The organism is Paenibacillus lacisediminis, from assembly GCF_046567315.2.
The window spans coordinates 85014-106958 of sequence record NZ_JBKIAX020000021.1 but is presented as its reverse complement, the minus strand read 5'-3'; the positions used below and the strand labels follow the sequence as shown (position 1 = coordinate 106958).

Sequence of the window (21945 nt, the reverse complement as noted above, 5' to 3'; positions counted from 1 at the left end):
TCCATGCTTCCATGTTTGAGCGGAATCGCAGCAAAGCGGTCGAGTTGCTTGCCCGATTTAGAGATCATGCAACCGTCACATTTTACAAGGGATCTCCTATGCTCTTGATCAACGAAGTAGCCCAAAAAGCCGAGAAGACACTGTCCGCCTCTGATTCAGCGTAAACTCCGGCAATGGATTGCTGCTTTGCCCAGCTAAATCAAGGCTTGTCCGCCGATTTTTTGCTGCGAAAGTTGAGTTGCAAATTTTCAGCGGATCTGAACAATTCTATAATCGCAAGTAAAATTTCCTTAAAATGCGGTCTGTCTTCATAGGGTGTACGGCGATATAAATTTTTCTTATAATAAAGTAATACTCGCTAAAGCCGTATACGGGAATGTGAAAGCACACATAAGGAGGATGATTATGCTCGTTGGGTTAGTACGCCATGGACTTACCGATTGGAATGCAGCGGGAAAAATCCAGGGGCAAAGCGATATTCCGCTAAATGAAGAAGGAAGAAGGCAAGCGAAGCGGCTGGCGCACAGATTGCAGGAGGAGCGGGAATACCGCTGGGATTTTGTCATTACGAGCGGGCTGTCGCGGGCGCAGGAGACAGGCTCCATCATTGCCGAGGCGCTGGGCATTCCGCTGTACGATCCCGATTCGCGGCTGATGGAGCGTGCGTTCGGTCAGGCCGAAGGGCTGACGTCGGAAGAGCGGGAGACGTTATGGGGCAAAAACTGGGATGAGTTGGAACTGGGACAGGAAAAAGACGCGGATATTCGCAAACGCGCGCTCGCTTTTATGAAGGATTTGGCGGAGCGGTACCCGGACAATAACGTGCTTGTCGTTTCGCACGGCGGATTGCTTGCTCAACTGTATATTGCCTTGTACCAAAATAAATACAGCGAGCGGATCGGCAATTTGTCGTTGACGATTTTGGAGAAAAACGACGAGGATTGGCAAATGCGCTTGTACAATTGCACCCGTCATTTGGAAGAAGCGATCGAAGAAAAGAAGTAACCCCGGCTGAGGCCGGGTTATTTTTTTCTGTATAAAATCGCTTGCCGCGGAATAAACACCGGTAAATAATCCCATAATGGAATTAAAACGGCGAGGCGGTAAACTATGAATCTGGCGGATATGCTTTCTTTTGCCGATATCGGACAGCTTAGCAGAATAGCGGATCATTACAGGTGCGAGTGCAGCGGTCATTCCAAGCATGAACTGATCCAATCCATCCTGCAAACCGTGGGACGCCGTGATTTTATCGATCGGCACTTCAGCGGAATGAGCATGGAGGATTTGCGTTTCTTGAATACGCTGCTATTTTGCGGGCGCCGTCAGTTCAGCCTGGAGGAGCTTATCGCTTCCGCGCAAGCGTCGCGGTTTACGCAGGATGCCAAGGACCGGGAGAGCCCGCGGGAAATGATCGCCAGGTTCCGGCAGCGCGGCTGGCTGTTTAACGGAAGCACGCACCAGACCCGTTACCTGTTTGAAGTCCCCGAAGACTTAAAACAGCGGTTCAGGGAAGCGCTGGAGATCCGGTTTAAGTCCGAAATGAGATCCGCGCCGGCCGAGCCTCCGGTCTACCGTGAGGAGCCGGACATGCTGGCGGCCGATCTGCTGCTGTTTTTGCGGTATGTATGCAATCATGACGTTCCGCTGAACAATGAAGGCGTGATGTACCGGCGCAACCAGCTGCAAATCATGGAGTCGCTGCACGTGTCCGAGGCGCTGGCCGGCAAGGGCTGGCGGTTCGGGTATGGAAGGCGGTTCAAGGATTATCCCAACCGGTTTGCTTTGCTGTACGATTATGCCTACCATTCCCGTTTCATTCAAGAGAATGGCAGCCAGCTAGAGTTGACGGAGACCGGACAAGCGTATCTGACGGAAGGTAAAAAAGAGCCGGCAATCCAGTTCGTCCGTTTTTGGTTAAGGCTGTACAAAGGTCCTATTCCCAATTTGCTGTCGCTTGTCTATTGGATCGAACGCTGTTCGAACCAGTGGGTGACGGTGTCCTCGCTGTACGGCAGAATAGAGTCGCTGATCAAGCCGTTTTATTATGATGCTCCCGCTGCGATATTTGAGGAGCGCATCCTGTTCATGATGCTGCATCTCGGCATGGTGCGCATTGGGGAGGACGAGCAGCGTGAACGTTACGTTCAGGCGACGCCCTTTGGCCATACGGCGGTGGCGAAACTGCAGGAAAAATAGGTTTGACAACGCCTGAAGGTACTGCTACAATCACTCCCAAATTCTAAGCAAAAGGGGAGCGTGAGCAGCGTGCTGATTCGTTATCAAGGAAAGCTGCCGGTCGTGGATGCAAACGTATTTGTTGCCGATGGCGCCAAGCTGATCGGCGATGTAACGGTAGGAAGTTGGGCCAGCATTTGGTACAATGCCGTGCTGCGCGGGGATTTGGCGGAAATCGTGATCGGAGATCGGACGAACATCCAGGACGGCGTAGTTGGACACGTCAATACTTCCCAGCCGTTGATCGTAGGAAACGATGTATCCGTCGGGCATTCTGCGATCATTCACGGGTGCCATATAGGCCATGGCACATTAATCGGGATGGGGGCGATCGTCCTAAACGGCGCCGACATCGGTGAATATGCTTTAATAGGAGCAGGTTCGGTGGTTACGGAAAACAAAAAAATACCACCCTATACACTTTCTCTGGGCTCGCCGGCCAGAGTCGTACGCGAACTGACGGAAGAAGATTTGCAGCGCATGAAGCTGACGACGGAAAGCTACGTGGCGAAAGGAAAAGAATATAGGATCTCTTAGAGAGGCAGTTGAACCCAGTTGAACTCGTTTTAAAACCATGGTTTGGAGGTGCATCCTATGGATCAGATGAAGGTTACTTATGAAGCAATGCTTAGTTTGGCGGCCGAAATGGTATGGGACGAAGCGCTCCGGAAGCATCGCTCGGAACAAATCTACAGTGAAATTGATACCGCCTTGGCGAACGGCGATGAGGTTGCCTTCCGGCTCCTGACGGATGAACTGAAGACATTGGAATAACGTTGAGATTGGATCATCCGCAGCAATATATAATGTAGAAAAAGGTCGAGCGGCGACGAAAAACGCTGCCCGATCTTTTTTTAGATATCAGGACGGAAGGATGGTATTGTCAATCGTTCGTGTTTATAATTGGGAAGGAAATCATCAAGAAAGGGGATAAGGACTTATGAAGTTCAGTGAAGTGGAAGCTTCCGGGTGGGAGGAGCTGCGCCCGTATTTGGACACCTGCCTCATCCCGGTCACAGGGTTAACCGGTCTGGAGCAACCGTATGAAGTGACGGGAAAATTGGAAAGACTTAAGGGTGTCATGGATTGGGTGGAAATCCCTTTTAAGGGCAGAGTCGTCACATATCCCTCGTTTCAATATACAGGCGATCGTTTGTCCCAAACGATCAATGAGGTTTGCGAAAATGTCAAGCGGAGCGGATTTGCCTATGTGATCGTTATATCCGCCGACCTCGATTGGGCTGACGAGGAGCTGCCGAACGCCGATCTCATTGTGACGCCGGGGCGTTTTTCCGATCTCGATGGCGAGACTGCGGCTGGAAGGGTTAAAGAAAAAGTCCAGCATTTGTGGACAACCGGGTCAAGAGTTTGAATGTGACAAATTATTGACATTTTCGAGGATGACAAGGTTTTGCAGCCGCAAAAAGATGTGACAAATTCTTGACGCTCTTAAAACGCTAATATATTATTAATATGTCTTAGACGATATTGTGATTATTGTCATTGTAAGTCAGGAATAATTGGTTGCAAAGGGGGTTGAAGACATATGAGCAATCAGCACGACCAGCATGAATCATCGCATAAACCGCCCATTCGCAAAGAAATGTCCCGTCGGCAATTTCTTACATACACCCTTGGGGGCGCCACTGCATTTATGGTGGGTGGTGTGACACTTCCCATGGTTCGGTTTGCCGTAGATCCAATTTTGCACAAGAAAGGCGAAGGCACTTTTGTAAAAGTGGTCGAAGTCAGCAAAATTACAAATGAGCCGCAGGAATTCTCCTTTGAATTGCAGCAGCAGGATGGATGGTATCAGAGTACGGCATCGCTTACGGCGTGGATCCGTAAAGACGAGAGTGGAAAAATTTATGCGCTTTCACCGATCTGTAAACATTTGGGTTGCACGGTTGGCTGGAACAATGACAAAAGCTTTCCGAACGAATATCATTGCCCATGCCATGGAGCTCATTACACGATCGAAGGCAAGCAGCTGGCGGTTGCGCCAAAGCCGCTTGACGAGTACAAGGTCATGGTGAAAGACAATTGGGTGTATTTGGGTCAAACGGTCCCGAATACGATCGTGAAATAAGGAGGCGTAGATACGGATGTTTAAAAACGTATACAACTGGATTGACGAACGTCTGGATATCACGCCGATTTGGCGGGATGTCGCCGATCACGAGGTTCCGGAGCACGTCAACCCGGCGCATCATTTTTCCGCTTTTGTTTATTGCTTCGGCGGTTTGACGTTTTTTATCACGGTCATCCAGATTTTGTCGGGGATGTTTCTTACGATGTATTACGTTCCCGATATCATTAACGCTTACGCCAGTGTCGAATATTTGCAGACGCAGGTCGCTTTTGGCCAGATCGTCCGCGGGATGCACCACTGGGGGGCGAGCTTGGTTATCGTTATGATGTTCTTACATACCCTTCGCGTGTTCTTTACCGGTTCCTATAAAGCGCCGCGCGAAATGAACTGGGTTGTGGGCATGCTGATTTTCTTCGTCATGATCGGTCTCGGCTTGACGGGATATTTGCTGCCGTGGGATAACAAAGCATACTTTGCGACAAAAGTTACTTTGGAAATCGCCAACTCCGTTCCGGTACTCGGTCCGGTCATTAAAGAACTGCTGCAGGGCGGTACGATCGTCGGCGCGGAAACGCTGACCCGTTTCTTCGCGATTCACGTGTTCTTCCTTCCGGCCGTGCTGTTGATCCTTCTGGTGGGGCATTTCATTATGATCCGCCGTCAAGGGATTTCCGGCCCGCTATAAGCTACCTCTAACTAAAAATGGAGAAGGGAGGGCATAGAGGTTATGGCCCACAACAATTCGAAGGAAAAGATCGTATACGTCGGAGATTCGCGTGTACGTAAAGGCAACGGATTTATCACGCCTCCGGATTACACGGCATACCCGGGTAAATCCGAAGCGTTTATCCCTAACTTCTTGCTGAAGGAATGGATGGTAGGCGTTGTGGTGCTGGTCGGCTTTTTGGTGCTGACGATCGCCGAACCGGCCCCGCTCGGTTATCCGGCGAATCCGACCGCATCGGTCATTCCGATGCCGGACTGGTATTTCTTGTTCCTGTATCAATTCCTGAAATATCCGTACGCATCGGGCGATTATGTCGTGCTCGGTACGCTCGGGATTCCCGGGGTTGCTTTCGGCAGCCTGCTGCTGGCGCCGTTTTTGGACCGCGGCAAGGAGCGCCGCTTCTACAAACGTCCGATCGCTTCCTCGCTGATGTTCCTTTCGCTGGCGTCGATCGTTTATTTGACGAACTTCGCTTGGACGCATTACCAAGAAGAACTGAAAGCTACGGGGCAAGTTCCGGAGCATATTCAGCGGGAAGAAGAGGCCCGGGAGAAGCGGGAGCAAGGCTTGCCGACTTCCAATGCGCCCAAACAGCAGGAAGTTGCGATCGTGGACAAAGATGATCCGGCGATGGAAACCTATAAGAAAGCGACTTGCGTTTCCTGCCATGCGGCTGACCTGAAAGGGGCTGCGGGTCCCTCCTTGCGTGGTGTAGGCGACAAACACAGCAAGGAAGAAATCATGTCGATCATCAAAGAAGGCTACAACGGCAAAATGCCGGCCATGTACGACACGGCGATCGGCGCCGGGGTAACGGACGAGGAACTCGACCACTTGGCCGAATGGCTTGCGAAACAAAAAACGGAACAGTAAAATAAGAAGTATGCGAAAACCTGGTCGTTGATTCGATCAGGTTTGGTTTTTTTAAGGAAGGAGCAGTCCGTTGAAATTATCGTATTTCTGGAGCCGGGCCTTTTTGTCGTCCCGTCCGATTTTGTGGGCCTTATTCGTATGCAACTTGCTGGGGACGATTTACGGGTATATTTGGTACGATTCGCAGCTGCGGTTTACGTGGGAGAACCATCCGCATTGGCAGATTATATTTGTGCCCGACAGCCCTACGGCAAGCCTCTTTTTCACGTTAACACTGCTGTTTCTTCTGTTTCCGCAGGCGCTGGGGAGGTTCACGGGGATACGCACGCTGCTCGAAGGACTGGCTGTCGTAACGAGCGTGAAATACGGCGTATGGGCGGTGTCGATGATCTTTGCCGGCGCCTATCAAGGCGGACCGTTGGTCTGGCAGGACTGGATGCTGGTCGCATCTCATTTGGCGATGGCCGTGGAAGCGCTGCTGTACGTACGCCTGTACCGGTTTGGGCCGATCATGCTGCTCGGCGCCGGGGCCTGGACGCTGTTGAACGATACGGTCGATTATACATATGAAGTGTATCCGTGGCTGCCGGAAACGTTGTGGGACGATGTACCTGCGGTTACGGTGTTTACCGTCGCTTTGACCGCCGCCAGCGTTATTGCCGGGTGGCTGGCGCTGAAAGGCGCAAAAAGAGACTAGTGGACGATTCTGGAAATAACGTTAGCATGATGACAAGTGAAGACTTGAAAAACGGCAAAATTGGTCTATTTGAAGATCTCGGGGTGACACCATAAAGGAAAAAAAGGGCGCTATTTCAGCGATATCCCTCATGTTGCGTAAAATAGAGGAATTTTATGGCGCTATTTTCACGATTTAGTAGAGAAAGGCCCCCTTTCGACCTGTTCGTCGAAAAATAAGACCCAAAAGTTCCCCTATGGTGATGAATAGGGTCAAATTCGGAAAATAAGACCCTAAAGTTCCGCTATTTTATGGGGACGATACTGAGCACAATACTAATATAGAACAAAGTGATCTACTTTTAATCACGAAACAGGTCACGAAACAGGTCACGAAGCGGACTCGACATCGAATCTTTAAATATGTACTTAAGCGTTCAAGGTTCTACGCATGGACAGCCTGCCATACGATGATGGTAGGGAGGGATGTCCGTGAAAGCGAAAGGAAAGCTTGGGTGGCTGCTTGTGCTGTTGCCGCTGCTGTTGCTGGCGGATGGTGCGATGGCTGCGGCCTCACCGGTAGAGAAGCAGTCAAGCGGCCCGGCTCCGGTTTCACAACTGTCCGATGAGGAGCGCGGCGATAAACTGCAGCAGCTGGAAGCGGCGGCGGAAGCGCTGTACAGCCATATGCAGCAAGGGCACGCCGAGGAAGCTCATGCTGAGATGGAAAGGCTGATCGCCGCGCTTGAAGGTGTTTCCTTCAAAGGCTTGACGTCGGTGGAAGGCATTCATGCGCTTGCGGAAAGCATTATGGACGTGAGGGAGACGCTGGCAAGGGCCGAGATCGTCTCCGAAGAATGGACGCATTCTTCCGCCGTACTGCGGCTGGCCGTAAACAGCCTGATCCATAAGGACAAAGGGCTGTGGCTGCAATATTATAAAGTGATGGCCGACGACATGCAGCAGATGAGCAACGCTCGCGTGGAGGGACAAGCGGAGAAACTGCGGGCGGCTTTTCAAAACTTGCAGCAGCATTATGAAACCATCCGTCCGGCCGCCGCCATTCGCCGCGATCCATCCACGGTCAACCGGTTTGATTCGTGGATGTCTTACGCCGAAAGGTTAAGCAGCGACCGGCCGGTGGACGAAGCAGCTCTTAAACAGGCGGTTCGCCAGGGGGAAAGCGCACTGAAGGCGCTGTTCGGACGCAAAGGCGAGGAACCCGTCTTCCTGCCGATCGCCGGCTACGAAAACCCGTGGTATTGGAGCGGCCTGATCGGATTATGGATCGTACTCGCTTTAGGATACACGGGTTTGCGCAAATACCGGGCCGCCCAGGCGATTACGGGGGTGGGCAAAACGGATGAGGATTCGTACCGGTACCGCTTTTAACACCAGCGAAATAGCCAGTGGTAAGGGATCATTGCCAATCCTTTGCCACTGGCTATTTTTGGTCACGTTGGCGGCGCGGTAACCGCGATTTTTTCTCGCCTCAGTCTTCTTTAAACCCTTCCCCGTGCACATCATGCACATCGCTGATAATGATGAACGCCCGCGGATCGACCGATTTGGCGATGCGCTGGAGCCGCCGGATTTCCTGCCGGGAGACGACGCAGTAGGCCATATGCTTCGCCTGCTTGGAATAGGCGCCGACTGCCGGAATCAGCGTAACGCCGCGTTCCATTTCCTTCGTGATGATCTCGGCGATTTCCGGCGCGTGATCGCTGATGATCGTAAACGCCTTGGCGGAATACGCGCCTTCCTGAATGAAATCGATCACTTTGGAAGCGATAAACACAGCGACCAGCGTATACAAAATATTTTCTTTCCTAATATAAAACAGCGACAGCCCGATGATGATCACGTCCAGCGTCAGGATAACCTGGCCCATGCTGAACCCAAATTTGCGCCCCAAAATCCGGGCGACGATGTCCGAGCCTCCGGTCGTGCCGCCGAAACGGAAGACGATGCCAAGGCCGGCGCCCAGCGTCACCCCCGCGTACAGGGAAACAAGAATATAGTCGGTTTTTGTTTCAAAAGGCAAAATCCAGCCGTGATCGATCAGCCGCTCGAACAACCACAGAAAAAAAGAAAGCGAGCCGATCCCGATTCCGGTCCAGACGATGGAGCGGCCGCCCAAAACCTTCCAGCCAAGAAGAAAAAGCGGAATGTTAAGCAGCAGGTTGGAGAGCGACGGTGAAATGCCAAACGCATAATTGAGCAGCAGCGTAATCCCGGTAACGCCGCCTTCCATCAATTGATTCGGCAGTATAAAATAAAGAAGTCCAAACGCGTATACCGCGGTACCAAGCAGTATCGGCAAAAGCGTTTTAAAGAACCCGGCCAGCTTGTTCGAAAACATTCAATCCCTCACCTGTTCCAAAATATAACTCTTTGTATTTTTTAACCTATAATAGTATACCTTTTTCTGCCCTGATTAAAAAAGGATTTGTTTTCGCCCCGCCTTTACGATAACATAGGGAAAAACGGGAATATTGTCGGAGGGATAGGCGCTTGAAGACGTTGAAAGAAAAAACTCTGGCGGAGATGCAGCGCGAAGTGGATCGTTACATATCGCAGTTTAAGGAAGGCTATTTCAGCCCGTTGTCCATGCTGGCCCGCATGAGCGAAGAGGTCGGTGAGCTGGCCCGTGAGGTAAACCATACGTATGGAGAGAAGCCGAAAAAGCCGGAAGAAGCCGAAAATTCCATCGAGCTGGAGCTCGGCGATATTTTATTTATTACGATCTGTTTCGCCAATTCCCTGGGCATCGACCTTACGGAGGCGCATGACAGGGTGATGCATAAATTCGCAACCCGCGATGCCGACAGGTGGACCAAAAAGAACACCGAACAACCATAACTTTCATATGCTGTCAGTATGATCATCCCTACAAGAGGATGTTCAAAAAGTCATGACTTTTTGAACACGTACTATAAATAGGGGGGCGGCAGATGAAGGCGGAGGAATTTCTGTATAAAGCTTACCGGAGCATCTACGAAAACGACTTTGAGCAGGCGCAGCATTGGTTTGAACAGGCGCTGGCCGCCGAGCCGGATCATGCGGATATCCATTACCGTTACTCGATTACGTGTGCCCGAAGCAATCGTCTAGACAAAGCGTTGATGCATGCCAGGTTAGCCGCGGCGCTTGCTCCGGACCAGGAAGAATACAGGCTGCATTATGACCGGCTGCAGTCGATGGAATTGACTCTTATGGCCAAGAAACAGCTGGAGGGAGATCAAGGGGGCGGAACGAACGGGGCCGAACCGGCTTCGCGGATGCTCAAGCGAGCGGTCGAGCTCGATCCGCTATCCGTGGATGCCCAGGTATGGCTGGCGATCGCATACGGGGAACTGGGACGGTATCAGCAAGCGTTGCACGCCGTGAGGGAAGCGTCTGCGCTGCCCGTGAACGCCAGTATAGCCGAAGAGCTGCAAGAGTTGGAGCAGCGTTTCAAGTCCAAAATCAAACAATCATCATAGTTAAGAATGCGAGGAGATGTACATGTCGGATCCAATTAAAGTAGCCGTGGCCGGCGCTGCTGGCAGAATGGGGAAGGAAGTCGTCAAAATGGTGCTCCAGGACCCCGATCTCCAGCTGGTGGCGGCCGTTAGTGTATCGAATGCAGGGCTGGACGCCGGGGTTATGGTTGGCCTGCCGGAATGCGGAGTGACGCTTTCAGACAACCTGGAACAGGCTTTGTCGGAGCATCGCCTGCGGGTGCTGGTCGATTTTACGACGCCGGCGTCCGCTTACGCCAACACCGAACTGGCAATCCGGCTCGGCGTTTCTCCGGTTGTCGGCACGACCGGATTCACCCCGGAGCAAATCGAAGAGTTGGACAAGCTTTGCCAAGCCCAAGGGATCGGCGGGCTGATCGCTCCGAATTTTTCGATCGGGGCGATCTTGATGATGAAATTCGCGGCGCAGGCGGCGAAATATTTCCCGCATTTGGAGATTATCGAATACCATGGGGATCAGAAGCTGGACGCCCCTTCGGGGACCGCGGTGAAAACGGCCGAACTGATCGCGAAAAACCGGCAGGAGCTGCGGCAGGGTAATCCGCAGGAGGAAGAAACAATCGAAGGTTCGCGCGGCGGCTATTACAACGGCTTCCGGATTCACAGCGTCCGGCTGCCGGGCGTGTTCGCCCAGCAGGAGGTCGTGTTCGGCGGTTTTGGCCAAACGCTGAAAATCCGCCACGACTCCTATGAACGGGCAGGATATATGCCGGGAGTCAACCTGGCGATCAAAAAAGTGCTGGAGTATGAAGGCATGGTTTACGGATTCGACCATTTTGTTGAATAATAAGGGGAGATTATGACCGCATGATAAACATTGCATTTATTGCTCATGATCGTAAAAAAGAAGATATCGTCAATTTCGCCATCGCTTATGAACATGTGTTTAAGGATAAAAAGCTGTATTCCACCGGAACGACAGGCAAACAAATTATGGAGAATACGAGCTTGAAAATCCATCGTTTTCTGTCCGGTCCGCTGGGCGGCGACCAGCAAATCGGTTCGCTGATCGCCCAGAATGATATGGATCTTGTCATTTTCTTGCGCGATCCGCTGATGGCTCAGCCGCACGAGCCGGACATCACGGCGCTGCTGCGTCTGTGCGATGTGCACGGCATTCCGGTCGCCACGAACATGGCGAGCGCGGAAATTTTGGTGCGGGCGCTGGACCGCGGCGATTTCGCTTGGCGCGAGCTGGTGGAGCAGTATAAACCGGGACTGGGCCAATGAGCACGCCGCTGGATATTTTGATTTTCGGCGCTCATGCGGACGATGCCGAGATCGGAATGGCCGGCACGATCGCCAAACACGCCGCCGCCGGATACCGGGTCGGCATTTGCGATTTGACGGAAGCCGAGCTGTCCTCCAACGGCAATCCCGAGCTGCGCAAGCGGGAAGCGGATGCAGCGGCGAAGGAGCTCGGTCTGGCCGCGCGCCTGAATTTGGGATTGCCGGACCGCGGGCTGTTCGGTATGCCGGAACAGATCGCCGCCGTAGCCGAAACGATTCGCGAGCATGCGCCGCGCATCGTGTTCGCCCCTTATTGGGAAGACCGGCACCCGGATCATATCGCCTGCAGCAAGCTGGTGGAAGAGGCGGTTTTTAACGCCAAGCTGCGCCGTTATATGCCGGACAAGCCGTCGGTCCCGGAGCCGGAGCTGTACTATTATTTCATCAACGATTGGAAGACGCCCGATCTGGTGGTGGACGTTACCGATTATTATGAGGCAAAAGAGCGGGCGCTCGGCTGCTATCGTTCCCAATTCGGGCAAGGCGCCCCCGGCGAGGATGTCGCCGGGACGCCTTTGAACCAGGGGTATGTCGAACGCGTAAAGGCCCGTGACGCGCTGCTTGGGCAGCGGAAGCTCATCCCGTACGCCGAAGGTTTTGCGGTAAAATCGGCTTATCAAGTTAATCTATTCGGGTCCCGACGCACATAATCATAATCAGGGAACTTGAACATGAAGGAGGCCCCCGCCATATGGATCCATTTTTGAAAATAGGCATCACTTGTTACCCTTCTTTGGGCGGTTCGGGGGTTGTAGCCACCGAGCTGGGGAAGCTGCTGGCGGAAAAAGGGCATGAGGTGCATTTTATTTCGCATAGCGTTCCTTTCCGTCTGGGAGGTTACCATAAAAACATTTTTTATCATGAGGTGGAAGTTAGCGATTATTACGTGTTCCGCTATCCTCCTTACGATTTGTCGCTCGCGACGAAAATGGCGCAAGTCGCCAAATCGCAGAAGCTGGATGTTCTGCATGTCCATTACGCGGTTCCCCATGCCGTTTGCGCTTTTTTGGCCAAACAGATGGTCGGCGACTCGCTGAAGGTCGTCACCACGCTGCACGGGACGGACATCACCGTGCTGGCCCAGGACGAATCGCTGAAGGACCTGATCCGGCTGGCGATTAACGAAAGCGACGCGGTAACATCGGTTTCGCTCGATTTGACGCGGGAGACGCGGGAGGTGCTGGACATCACCCGGGATATTGATTTGACTTACAACTTCGTCGACGAACGGGTGTATTATCCCCGGGACGCGGCCGGCTGCCGCGCGGATTTCGCCGAGCCCGGCGAAAAAGTGCTGATGCATATTTCCAATTTCCGCCCGGTCAAACGGGTCGGGGACGTCGTGGACATTTTCCATCGCGTCAATGAAGAAGTGCCGTCAAAGCTGCTGTTCGTCGGCGAAGGTCCGGATCTCCCGAAAATCCAGTTGAAAATCAATGAGATGGGACTGAGCGACCGGGTGCATTTTCTCGGCAAACAGGACGATATCGCGCACGTCATTTCGATGGCCGATATTTTGCTGCTGCCTTCGGAGAAGGAAAGCTTCGGGCTGGTCGCTTTGGAAGCGATGGCCTGCGGCGTGCCGACGGTCGGAACGATCGCCGGGGGCATCCCTGAACTCGTGAAGCACGGTGAAACCGGTTTTCTCGCCCCGATCGGCGATACGAAACGGATGGCCGAATACTGCCTGACATTGCTGAAAAGTCCGGAGCTTGGCGCAAAGATGCGGGAAGCCTGCCTGAACCGGGCGAGAAACGATTTCAGCAGCCAGCAAACCATGGCCAATTACGAAGAGATTTATTACCGCGTGTTGAACCTTGAGGCTCCGCAGTTGAAGCCGGCTTGCAGCTAAATCGGAACGGGCGCGGTATGCCCGCTTCGGTTGGCTTGAGCGGGAACGTTTGGAGGTAAGCAAATGAATCGCTGGACACAGGTAGACCCCCTGATGGTGAATCAGGGGGAAAAGGTGCTGCATACTTTGCTGGAACGCGGGTTCCAGGCTTTTTTTGTCGGCGGATGCGTGCGCGACGAGCTGATGGGCCGGCCGGTTCACGACATGGATATCGCCACCTCGGCGAAACCGGAGGACGTAATCGCTATTTTTGAGCGTACTGTTCCGACGGGGATCGAGCACGGCACGGTTACGGTGCTGATGGATGCCTATGCGTTTGAGGTAACGACGTTCCGCAAGGAGTCGCAATACGAGGACCATCGCCGGCCGGCCTCGGTGGAGTTCGTGGACGCCGTTGCCGAGGATTTGCTGCGCCGCGATTTTACGATGAACGCCATCGCCCGGGACATCCATGGGGCGCTTATCGATCCGTACGGAGGCCAAGGCGACATCAAACGCGGTCTGATCCGCTGTGTCGGCGCGGCCGAGGAGCGGTTCGAGGAGGACGCCCTGCGCATGCTGCGGGCGGTCCGCTTCGCCTCGGTGTTTGGCTTCCGCCCGGCCAAAAGCCTATGGAGAGCGCTGCTGCGGGGCAAGGACAAGCTGACCTACATCGCGATGGAGCGCGTACGGACCGAGCTGGAGAAAGTCGTGCTCGGTCCGCGTCCGCTGCGCGGCTTGGCCTTGCTTGAGCGCAGCGGGCTGCTGCGGCATGTGAAGGCGGCGCTGCCGGAGGCCGTGGCGGGCGATGCGGAGCCGGCGCGGCTGACGCGGCAGCTGCTTGCGGCCGAGCCGCGGCGGGAGCTGCTGGCGGCGCTGGCGGAGCTGCCGACAGAGCCGCAGGCGCTGCGCTGGTCGCTGCTGCTGCAGGCGCTCGGCACCGCCGGTGAGGACGTCATCCCTTTGATGAAAGGGTGGACGTTTCCGAATAGGGCCGCCGAGGAGACGGCGGCGATCGTCCGCTTCGACGAAGCCTGGGCGCGGGCCGAGGCCGAGGAGCGCAACGAGGTACCCCTTCGCCGCCGCTGGGTCGTCCTGCAGGTGACGCTTGGTCAAGCGGCGGCTGCGTTTTGGCTGCGCCGGCAGGCGGCCGTTTTGGCAGCCGCGTCCCTCCCCGAAGCGCAGCGAATAACAGAGCGGGAGCGGCTCGCACTCGCGCAGTATTGGCATGGGGAAGTGCAGGTGCACGCTTTGTCCGAGCTGGCCATCAGCGGCAAAGACGTGCTGGAGCTGGCTGGCAAAAAAGGCGGCCCATGGCTTGGCGAGCTGATGAAGCGGCTGCTTATTTCGGTGGCTGCCGGGGAGATACATAACGATAAGCAAGCATTGCTGAATTACGTGAAAGCGGGGTTAAGCGAAGCATGGAAGCAAACCGATTGATCGACATGCTCCTGGAGCATCCGGGGCAATATATATCCGGAGAGGAGATTAGCCGCCGCCTCTCGATCAGCCGGACGGCGGTCTGGAAGCAAATCGCCAAGCTGCGCGAGGAGGGCTACGAGTTTGAATCCGCCCCGCGCCGGGGTTACCGGCTTGTCCGCAAGCCCGATAAAATCACCCATTCCGCCTTGGTCCGGGCGCTGCAGGACCGCATTTTATTCGGGCGGCAAATCCGGCTGCTCGAAAAGACGGTCTCTACGCAAGCGGAGGTGCGGGAGCTGGCCGAGGCCGGAGCTCCGGCCGGCACCCTGGTCGTCGCCGACGAGCAGACGGGCGGCCGCGGCCGTCAGGGCCGGGCCTGGTATTCGCCGCCGGGCAAAGGCGTATGGATGAGCCTGCTGCTGCGTCCGGACCGGCAGCCGCTGTCCTTTGCGCCGCAGCTCACCCTGCTGATCGCGGTGGCCGTGTGCCGCGCCGTGCGCCATACAGCAGGCGTTGACGCAGGCATCAAATGGCCCAATGATTTGCTCGTGGGCGGCCGCAAGATATGCGGCATCCTCGTCGAATCGGTTGGCGAGGACGAACTGATCCGCTACGCCATCGCCGGCATTGGGATCGATGTCAATCTGGAGGCCAAAGACATCCCGCCCCAGCTTCAGGACGTCGCGACATCGCTGCAGATCGAAAGCGGCCGCCGCATCGACCGGGCGGAGCTGATCGGAGCGGTGCTGGCGGAAATAGAACAACTGTACGAGCTTTACCGTCAGGAGGGCTTTGCGCCGATCGGCCATCTTTGGGAAGCTTTGTCGGTTACGCTGGGCCGGCGGGTCACCGTCAAAACGCCCGCCGGAGACGTAACGGGGCTGGCGAAGGCTCTCGATCCTTCCGGGGCGCTGGTGCTGGCGGGGGATAACGGAAACATGCGCATTATATTTTCCGGCGAAGTGCAATTTGGCGGATGAAAAACGTGACGTAATTTGTTATACTGTGCTCAGGAGGCGGTATCGGCACCCGTTCGAACTGCACTCTTAGCGGCTGTAGGTTAATGTGATGAAGCCTGCGTTGGATTCTGCTCTGAGCCGAAGAGGACCGAGACAGAAGGGACGAAGCAAGTGACTCCTTCTATGAATTCGGACCTTTTTAGTGCCAAACTAAAAGGTTTTTTTGTTGTGCGCGTTTTTTCGGTATACAAAGGTACGCGAATGGACGCGGGCGGCAAGCCAAACCGAAGGAGATGGGAAAATTGGCTGGAAAACAAGCATTAAACATCGTGAAATTGAAAAAGATGAAGCAGGATGGTTCGCCGATTGCGATGATTACCGCCTACGATTATCCGTCGGCGCAATTGGCGGAAGAGGCCGGCGCGGATGTGCTGCTCGTCGGCGATTCGCTCGGCAATGTAGTGCTGGGCTACGATACGACGGTCCCGGTGACGCTGGACGATATGGTCTATCATAGCCGCGCCGTGGCCCGGGGGGCGCAGCATACGTTTATCGTCACGGACATGCCGTTTATGACGTATCACGGAAGCCTTGAAGAGACGCTGAAGAACGTCCGCCGCCTGATGCAGGAAGGGCACGCGCATGCCGTGAAAATGGAAGGCGGGGCCGAAATCGCCCTGGCTGTTCAGGCTATCGTGCAGGCCGGAGTACCGGTGCTGGGCCATATCGGACTAACGCCGCAGTCGGTCAACCAAATCGGCGGCTACCGCATTCAGGGCAAGGATGCGAAGGACGCCCGGCGCCTGCTGGAGGACGCCAAGGCGCTGGAGCGCGCGGGGGCGTTTGGGATCGTGCTGGAGCTGGTCACCGAGGAGGTGGCGGAGGCGATTTCCAAGGAGCTGTCCATTCCAACGATCGGCATCGGCGCGGGCCGCGGCTGCGACGGCCAGGTGCTCGTGTTTCACGATGTTCTTAAATATACCCCGGATTACCGGGAAAAACGTTTCGTCAAAACGTATGCCGACATCGGAGCGCAAATCCGCAGCGGCATTTCGGAATATGTACGCGAGGTCAAAACCCGCGCTTTCCCGGCCCAGGAGCATGTGTTCGCCGCGGAAGACGGCGTGCTTGAGACGTTGTACGGCAAAGGAAAGGTGGAAACAAAAGCATGAAGACCTTTACGGAAATCCGGGCGCTTAGGGAGCATTTGCAGGCGGAGCGTTTGGCGGCGGCGGGAAAAGGAAAAAAACTGCGGGTAGCGCTTGTCCCGACCATGGGATATTTGCATGAGGGCCATGCCAGCCTGCTGCGTAAAGCGCGCAGCGAAAACGACCTTGTAGTGCTAAGCGTGTTCGTCAATCCGATTCAGTTCGGGCCGAACGAAGACTTCGAACGATATCCGCGCGATGCCGAAAAGGACCTGGCGCTCGCCGAACGGGAAGGCGTGGATGCCGTGTTTATGCCGAGCGTAGAGGAAATGTATCCCCGTCCGACTCATACCAAGGTCAAAGTCGCGGAACTTACGGAGCGCCTCTGCGGCGCTTCGCGGCCGGGGCATTTCGACGGCGTGACGACCGTCGTGAGCAAGCTGTTCCACATCGTGCAGCCGGACCGCGCTTATTTCGGGCAAAAGGACGCGCAGCAGGTGGCCGTGATCGCCCAGATGACGGAGGATTTGAATATTGACGTTGAAATCGTTCCCTGCCCGATCGTACGGGAGCCGGACGGGCTCGCGCTCAGCTCGCGCAACGTATATTTAAGCCCCGAGGAGCGCAAGGCGGCGCTTGTGTTGTCCGTAAGCCTCCTTCAGGCGCAGGAGAAAGCCCGTGGGGAGGAGCCGGTCACGGCCGGGGAGATCCGCGCGGATCTGATCCAGGCCATTGGTGCGGAACCGCTGGCCGATATCGATTACGTGGAAATCACCGATTTTCCCGGTTTGTCTCCGCTCGTTGATACGAAGCGGCTTGACGAAGGGAGCCGCGAAGCCGGCGTGCTCATCGCGGTGGCCGTGAAGTTCGGGACGACGCGATTGATCGACAACGTGATTTTGACCAAAAAGGGGATGGCCTAATTGTTCAGAACGATGATGAAATCGAAAATCCACCGGGCGACCGTGACGGAAGCGAATTTGAACTATGTCGGCAGCATTACGATCGACGAAGATCTGATGGAAGCCGCCGATATCCTGGAGAACGAAAAAGTGCAGATCGTCAACAACAACAATGGCGCGCGCCTGGAAACATATGTGATCCCGGGACCGCGCGGCAGCGGCGTCATCTGCCTGAACGGCGCGGCCGCACGGCTCGTGCAGCCCGGCGACAATGTCATTATTATTTCCTATGCGATGATGTCTCCCGAAGAGGTGCGCAGCCATAAGCCAACCGTCGTGTTCGTGGACGAAAACAACCGGCCCGTGGAAAAAGCGCATCAAGAGCTGCACGCGGCTATCCGTTGATTTGCCCGTCACGCGCGCCTGAATTTCGCCGCCAATCGGAAGCAAATATATGCAATTGAAGCTTGCGGGAATGAAAAACCCGCCCGGAACAAAAAATGATCTTAAGGCTCGGACCGATTTCATTTTCGTTAAGGGTGGGATGCGAATGATGTTTCAGCATGTTTTTGCGGAAATGAATGAGATGTTGGATGATATTTCGCGTAAATATCCGCTGGCCCAGGGCGTCCAAAAGCAGGAACTCGCGCAAAAATGGCACCTGCTTAAGCACATGAGCGACGGGATCATTGAGGAGTGGCTTTGTTTCGAAGAGAAGATGGCCGCGATGCGCCAAAGATGGGGCAACCTTGAAACTGAGGAGGTTCTGTCGCTCCCCGAGATCGAATCGGGCCCGTTTATCAAAGGGCAAGGTTATTACAAATTGATGATGTTTACCCAGGCGTTGGAGCAGTTTGAGCAGGTGCTGAAGCAGTATCCCGGGAGCGTGCTTGGCCGGACCTTCCTGGGTATGTGCCATCTGCATCTGGAGCAAAGCGAGGAAGCCGCGCGGCAGTTTTGGCTCGTTCTGGAGAACGCCGGAAACAAACGGCTTCGCTCGATCATTTATAATGCGCTGGGCTGCATCGAAGCGCAAAAAGGGATTTTGGCCAAAGCCAAGGAATACTTTACTTTGGCTCACCACAGCGATCCGTCCCTCGCCGAGCCTTTGGCAAATCTTGAGGCTTGTCTGAACAGCACGGGCAAATTGTATTATGGCAATGAATTAGCTTCTTTGCTGTAAACCGTTTTTATCGTTGGCATGATCGAACGTTATTTTGCGTAAACCGGTTGAGCGATGCGTAAATCCGCCTATGAGCGCGGGCGCATCGCTCTTTTATTTTGTGATTTTAATTACACATAACGCCCGCCATGAATTTTCAAATCGCTCTTCTTCTGTTATGCTGTAAAAGAGACTGGAACGAAAGGGACTTAAAAAGCAATGAAATATGCCGTGCTCGATTTTGAAACGACGGGCAACCAGTCCTCCGATGAAATTATTCAAGTGGGACTTGCCATTATAGAACCGGATAAGTCGATTTCGCAGGTATATCACTCCTTCGTCAAACCGGGAATACCGATCCCGCCATTCATCACGGGATTGACCGGCATCACGGAAGACGATGTCAAGGACGCGCCGGACCTGGACGAAGTGATGATGGAGATGGTTCCGCTGCTAAACGATGTGGTGCTGGTCGGGCACAATGTCGCTTTCGACTTCAACTATCTGCAAAGCGCTTTGGACAAAACGGGCTATCTGCCGTTTACGGGGCGGATTCTGGATACGATGGATTTTCTGAAAATCCTCTTTCCTTCGCTGACCTCCTATCAGCTTGGGCTCGTGGCCGCCGAATTCGAGATCCAGCACGACCGGCCGCACCAAGCGGACAGCGACGCCTTGGCGACGGCGCTGATCTTCCTGAAATGCCTGGAGGAATGCGAGCGGCTGCCGCTTTTGACGCTGCAGCGCCTCGCGGATTTGTTTGCGGGCGAGGACAGTGATCTCGGTTGGTTTTTTGACGCCATGGTCCAGGAGAAGGAACGCGAAACCGAGCAAAGCGATGACGGTTACATCTACTACCGCCAATTCGCATTGCAGGCGGAGGATTGGATGGATATCGAATCTCCGCGGGGCGTTATGGCGGAGAATCCGCTGGAGGGTGTGTCCTTCGAGCAGTTCATGGAGCAGGTAAGGGAGCGCTTGCGCGAAAGGCTGCCCCAATACGAGGAGCGGGACGCGCAAAACAAGATGCTGGAGAAAGTGAGCCAGGCTTTTGCCGAGGATAAGCACCTGCTGATCGAAGCGGGCACCGGAACGGGGAAATCGCTTGGTTATTTGCTGCCCGCTATTTATCACAGCGTCAAACGGGAAGAAAAAGTGATGGTTAGCACGCATACCATCAATCTGCAGGAGCAGCTGCGGGAAAGAGATGTTCCGCTGCTTACCGAAGTGGTGCCGTTTCCTTTCCTGGCTGCCGTATTCAAAGGAAGGCAGCATTATTTGTGCTTGCGCAAATTTGAACATAAAATAAATAGAAAAGACTTTGCTACGCCGAAAGAAGAGGTGATGACGGCGGCGCAAATGATCGTGTGGCTGACACAAACGGTCAACGGCGACGATGAAGAGCTCAATTTGGGCAATCGCGGCGGCGATTTCTGGGAAACGGTGGCCAGCGAGTCGGACTCCTGCCTCGGACGGTCCTGCCCGTGGTTCCGCAAATGCTTTTACCACCGGGCCAAACATGAAGCCGGGGTAGCCGATGTGGTCATTACGAACCACTCCAAGCTGTTTACCGATATCCAGGCCGGGCATCAGCTGTTGCCGGGGTACGAGCGCTTGGTCATCGACGAAGCGCATCATTTGGAGGATGTGGCAGGCAAACATCTGGGCATTCATATGAAGTATTTTACCGTCATTCATACGCTTACCCGGCTGTTCAAGGACAGCAAGACCGGCCAGTTGCCGAATCTCCGCATCGCTTTGCAAGCGGCGGGAGGTGAAAAAACGGGCGAATGGTGCTCTGTCATCGACGAAATGTACCCGACGCTGATCGATGTGAAGGAGAGCTGGGACAAGCTCAGCGAGCTGTTGTTTGCGCTCATGCCGGAACGGAGTGACGCGGCGCCCGGCGATCCGGGGCAATTCGTTTACCGTCTGCTTCCGCTAAAGAAACCGCAGGAATGGGATAAGCTGTCGGCGCTGGAGAACCAGATTTACGTCGCGCTTGGGGACGTGCTTCGCAAGGGCGACCGCATGCTCGCCCAAATCCGGGAAGATCAGGAGGATTTCGGCTCCGAAAGCCTGATGACCGACATCAACGGTTTATTCAAGGATTTGGCCAACGAGCGGGAAGCGCTGCGTTTCTTCATGAAGCTGGAGAGCGAGGAGACGGTTTACTGGATGGAAGCGAACGGGAATTTCCGCAGCCGCTCCTTGCAGATGTATGCCGTTCCGATCGACGTTAGCGCACAGCTAAAGGAATATTTTTTCGACAGGAAAAAAAGCGTGGTGATGACCTCGGCAACCCTGTCGGTCGACAAGTCGTTCCAATATATGATCGAACAGTTGGGACTGACGGAAGCGGCCGAGCAAGAGCGGCTGAACACGACGATGCTGCCGTCGCCGTTTGATTACCGGAACCAGGCGCTGCTCGTTATTCCGCGCGATTTTCCAAGCGTGAAGGGGAGCGTGGGCGACGATCATTTCGTCAGTACGCTGGTGCATTCGCTCGCCGATACCGCAGTGGCGACTAAAGGCCGCATGCTGGTGCTGTTTACGTCTTACCGGATGCTGCGGCAGGTGTATGATCCGCTGAAGGAGCTGCTGTCGCCGCAGGGGATCACGGTTATCGGCCAAGGCATGGACAGCGGCAGCCGCAGCAAGCTGACAAGGCGGTTCCAGGGCCAGGCGGCGTCCGTGCTGCTGGGAACGAGCAGCTTCTGGGAAGGCGTGGACATTCCGGGCGAAGCTTTGACGAGCTTGGCGATCGTCCGCCTGCCTTTCCAGCCCCCCAACCATCCGCTGGTGGAAGCGAAAAGCGAACGGCTGCAGAAGGAGAAGAAAAATCCTTTCATGAAACTGTCCGTGCCCCAGGCGGTCATCCGCTTTAAGCAGGGATTTGGCAGGCTCGTCCGCTCCTCGCAGGACCGGGGGATCGTGGTTGTTTACGATACCCGCATCTTGGAATCTTACTATGGGAAATACTTTTTATATTCACTGCCCGGGCCGAAGATGGAGCATATGCCGCTCTCTCAGATGGTTCCGCGCATATCGGAATGGTTAAGTCCGGGAGACGAAGACGTTTCTAAGTCTGCGTCAGAATAG

24 protein-coding genes are annotated in these 21945 nt (G+C 54.7%); 23 read left to right on the top strand and 1 reads right to left on the bottom strand.

Annotated elements, in window-relative coordinates; translation table 11 throughout:
• Positions 1-405 precede the first annotated feature (405 nt).
• The 10 genes from ACLD72_RS28240 (at position 406) to ACLD72_RS28195 (ending at position 7997) form a co-directional block, all read left to right on the top strand.
• The gene (locus tag ACLD72_RS28240) at positions 406-1005 is read left to right on the top strand and encodes a histidine phosphatase family protein (RefSeq protein WP_411002252.1); all 600 of its coding nucleotides are present in this window, start codon (positions 406-408) and stop codon (positions 1003-1005) included.
• Positions 1006-1110: 105 nt separating this feature from the next.
• Positions 1111-2199 (top strand): hypothetical protein, encoded by a 1089-nt coding sequence (locus tag ACLD72_RS28235; protein ID WP_411002253.1) that lies wholly within the window; start codon positions 1111-1113, stop codon positions 2197-2199.
• 69 nt (positions 2200-2268) lie between these two features.
• Positions 2269-2775 carry a gamma carbonic anhydrase family protein gene (locus tag ACLD72_RS28230; RefSeq protein ID WP_411002254.1) on the top strand — a complete coding sequence of 169 codons (507 nt, stop codon included), beginning with the start codon at positions 2269-2271 and terminating at the stop codon, positions 2773-2775.
• A 57-nt stretch (positions 2776-2832) separates the two neighbouring features.
• On the top strand, positions 2833-3012 hold the full coding sequence (locus ACLD72_RS28225; RefSeq protein WP_411002255.1) for an IDEAL domain-containing protein: 180 nt from the start codon (positions 2833-2835) through the stop codon (positions 3010-3012).
• Positions 3013-3178: 166 nt separating this feature from the next.
• Positions 3179-3610, top strand: coding sequence for a DUF2487 family protein (locus tag ACLD72_RS28220; RefSeq protein WP_411002256.1), 432 nt, complete (start codon positions 3179-3181; stop codon positions 3608-3610).
• A 174-nt stretch (positions 3611-3784) separates the two neighbouring features.
• Positions 3785-4327, top strand: coding sequence for a ubiquinol-cytochrome c reductase iron-sulfur subunit (locus ACLD72_RS28215; protein ID WP_251586358.1), 543 nt, complete (start codon positions 3785-3787; stop codon positions 4325-4327).
• 16 nt (positions 4328-4343) lie between these two features.
• On the top strand, positions 4344-5015 hold the full coding sequence (gene qcrB, locus ACLD72_RS28210) for a menaquinol-cytochrome c reductase cytochrome b subunit (RefSeq protein WP_016311825.1): 672 nt from the start codon (positions 4344-4346) through the stop codon (positions 5013-5015).
• A gap of 42 nt (positions 5016-5057) precedes the next feature.
• Positions 5058-5930 (top strand): c-type cytochrome, encoded by an 873-nt coding sequence (locus ACLD72_RS28205; protein WP_411002257.1) that lies wholly within the window; start codon positions 5058-5060, stop codon positions 5928-5930.
• A gap of 70 nt (positions 5931-6000) precedes the next feature.
• The gene (locus ACLD72_RS28200) at positions 6001-6627 is read left to right on the top strand and encodes a DUF1405 domain-containing protein (RefSeq protein WP_411002258.1); all 627 of its coding nucleotides are present in this window, start codon (positions 6001-6003) and stop codon (positions 6625-6627) included.
• Positions 6628-7097: 470 nt separating this feature from the next.
• Positions 7098-7997 carry a sporulation protein YpjB gene (locus ACLD72_RS28195; protein ID WP_411002259.1) on the top strand — a complete coding sequence of 300 codons (900 nt, stop codon included), beginning with the start codon at positions 7098-7100 and terminating at the stop codon, positions 7995-7997.
• A gap of 100 nt (positions 7998-8097) precedes the next feature.
• Here the strand turns inward: ACLD72_RS28195 and ACLD72_RS28190 are convergent, their stop codons facing one another.
• Positions 8098-8967 (bottom strand): YitT family protein, encoded by an 870-nt coding sequence (locus ACLD72_RS28190; protein ID WP_411002260.1) that lies wholly within the window; start codon positions 8965-8967, stop codon positions 8098-8100.
• Positions 8968-9152: 185 nt separating this feature from the next.
• Between ACLD72_RS28190 and ACLD72_RS28185 the strand changes: the two genes are divergently transcribed.
• The 13 genes from ACLD72_RS28185 to dinG all read left to right on the top strand — a co-directional run bounded on the left by ACLD72_RS28185 (position 9153) and on the right by dinG (position 21945).
• The gene (locus ACLD72_RS28185) at positions 9153-9467 is read left to right on the top strand and encodes a nucleotide pyrophosphohydrolase (protein ID WP_251587215.1); all 315 of its coding nucleotides are present in this window, start codon (positions 9153-9155) and stop codon (positions 9465-9467) included.
• Positions 9468-9559: 92 nt separating this feature from the next.
• Complete coding sequence (locus tag ACLD72_RS28180; RefSeq protein WP_411002261.1) at positions 9560-10090, top strand: tetratricopeptide repeat protein; 531 nt, start codon at positions 9560-9562, stop codon at positions 10088-10090.
• Positions 10091-10112: 22 nt separating this feature from the next.
• A complete protein-coding gene (dapB, locus tag ACLD72_RS28175) occupies positions 10113-10916 on the top strand; it encodes a 4-hydroxy-tetrahydrodipicolinate reductase (protein ID WP_411002262.1) in 804 nt (267 codons plus the stop codon).
• A gap of 20 nt (positions 10917-10936) precedes the next feature.
• Positions 10937-11359, top strand: a complete 423-nt coding sequence (gene mgsA, locus ACLD72_RS28170) for a methylglyoxal synthase (protein ID WP_411002263.1) — start codon at positions 10937-10939, stop codon at positions 11357-11359.
• Entirely contained in the window at positions 11356-12069 is a 714-nt protein-coding gene (gene bshB1, locus ACLD72_RS28165; RefSeq protein WP_411002264.1) for a bacillithiol biosynthesis deacetylase BshB1, read from the top strand. Before mgsA ends, bshB1 begins: the two co-directional genes overlap by 4 nt.
• Before the next feature lie 41 nt (positions 12070-12110).
• Positions 12111-13271 (top strand): N-acetyl-alpha-D-glucosaminyl L-malate synthase BshA, encoded by a 1161-nt coding sequence (bshA, locus tag ACLD72_RS28160; RefSeq protein ID WP_411002265.1) that lies wholly within the window; start codon positions 12111-12113, stop codon positions 13269-13271.
• A 63-nt stretch (positions 13272-13334) separates the two neighbouring features.
• Positions 13335-14690 carry a CCA tRNA nucleotidyltransferase gene (locus ACLD72_RS28155; protein ID WP_411002266.1) on the top strand — a complete coding sequence of 452 codons (1356 nt, stop codon included), beginning with the start codon at positions 13335-13337 and terminating at the stop codon, positions 14688-14690.
• A complete protein-coding gene (locus ACLD72_RS28150; protein ID WP_411002267.1) occupies positions 14672-15652 on the top strand; it encodes a biotin--[acetyl-CoA-carboxylase] ligase in 981 nt (326 codons plus the stop codon). The genes ACLD72_RS28155 and ACLD72_RS28150 overlap by 19 nt, the downstream gene beginning before the upstream one ends.
• 281 nt (positions 15653-15933) lie before the next feature.
• Positions 15934-16803, top strand: a complete 870-nt coding sequence (panB, locus tag ACLD72_RS28145) for a 3-methyl-2-oxobutanoate hydroxymethyltransferase (protein WP_128634086.1) — start codon at positions 15934-15936, stop codon at positions 16801-16803.
• On the top strand, positions 16800-17702 hold the full coding sequence (panC, locus tag ACLD72_RS28140; RefSeq protein WP_411002268.1) for a pantoate--beta-alanine ligase: 903 nt from the start codon (positions 16800-16802) through the stop codon (positions 17700-17702). Before panB ends, panC begins: the two co-directional genes overlap by 4 nt.
• Positions 17703-18086 (top strand): aspartate 1-decarboxylase, encoded by a 384-nt coding sequence (panD, locus tag ACLD72_RS28135; protein WP_251586330.1) that lies wholly within the window; start codon positions 17703-17705, stop codon positions 18084-18086.
• A 172-nt stretch (positions 18087-18258) separates the two neighbouring features.
• A complete protein-coding gene (locus tag ACLD72_RS28130; protein WP_458476319.1) occupies positions 18259-18864 on the top strand; it encodes a hypothetical protein in 606 nt (201 codons plus the stop codon).
• Positions 18865-19062: 198 nt separating this feature from the next.
• The gene (gene dinG / locus ACLD72_RS28125; protein ID WP_411002270.1) at positions 19063-21945 is read left to right on the top strand and encodes an ATP-dependent DNA helicase DinG; all 2883 of its coding nucleotides are present in this window, start codon (positions 19063-19065) and stop codon (positions 21943-21945) included.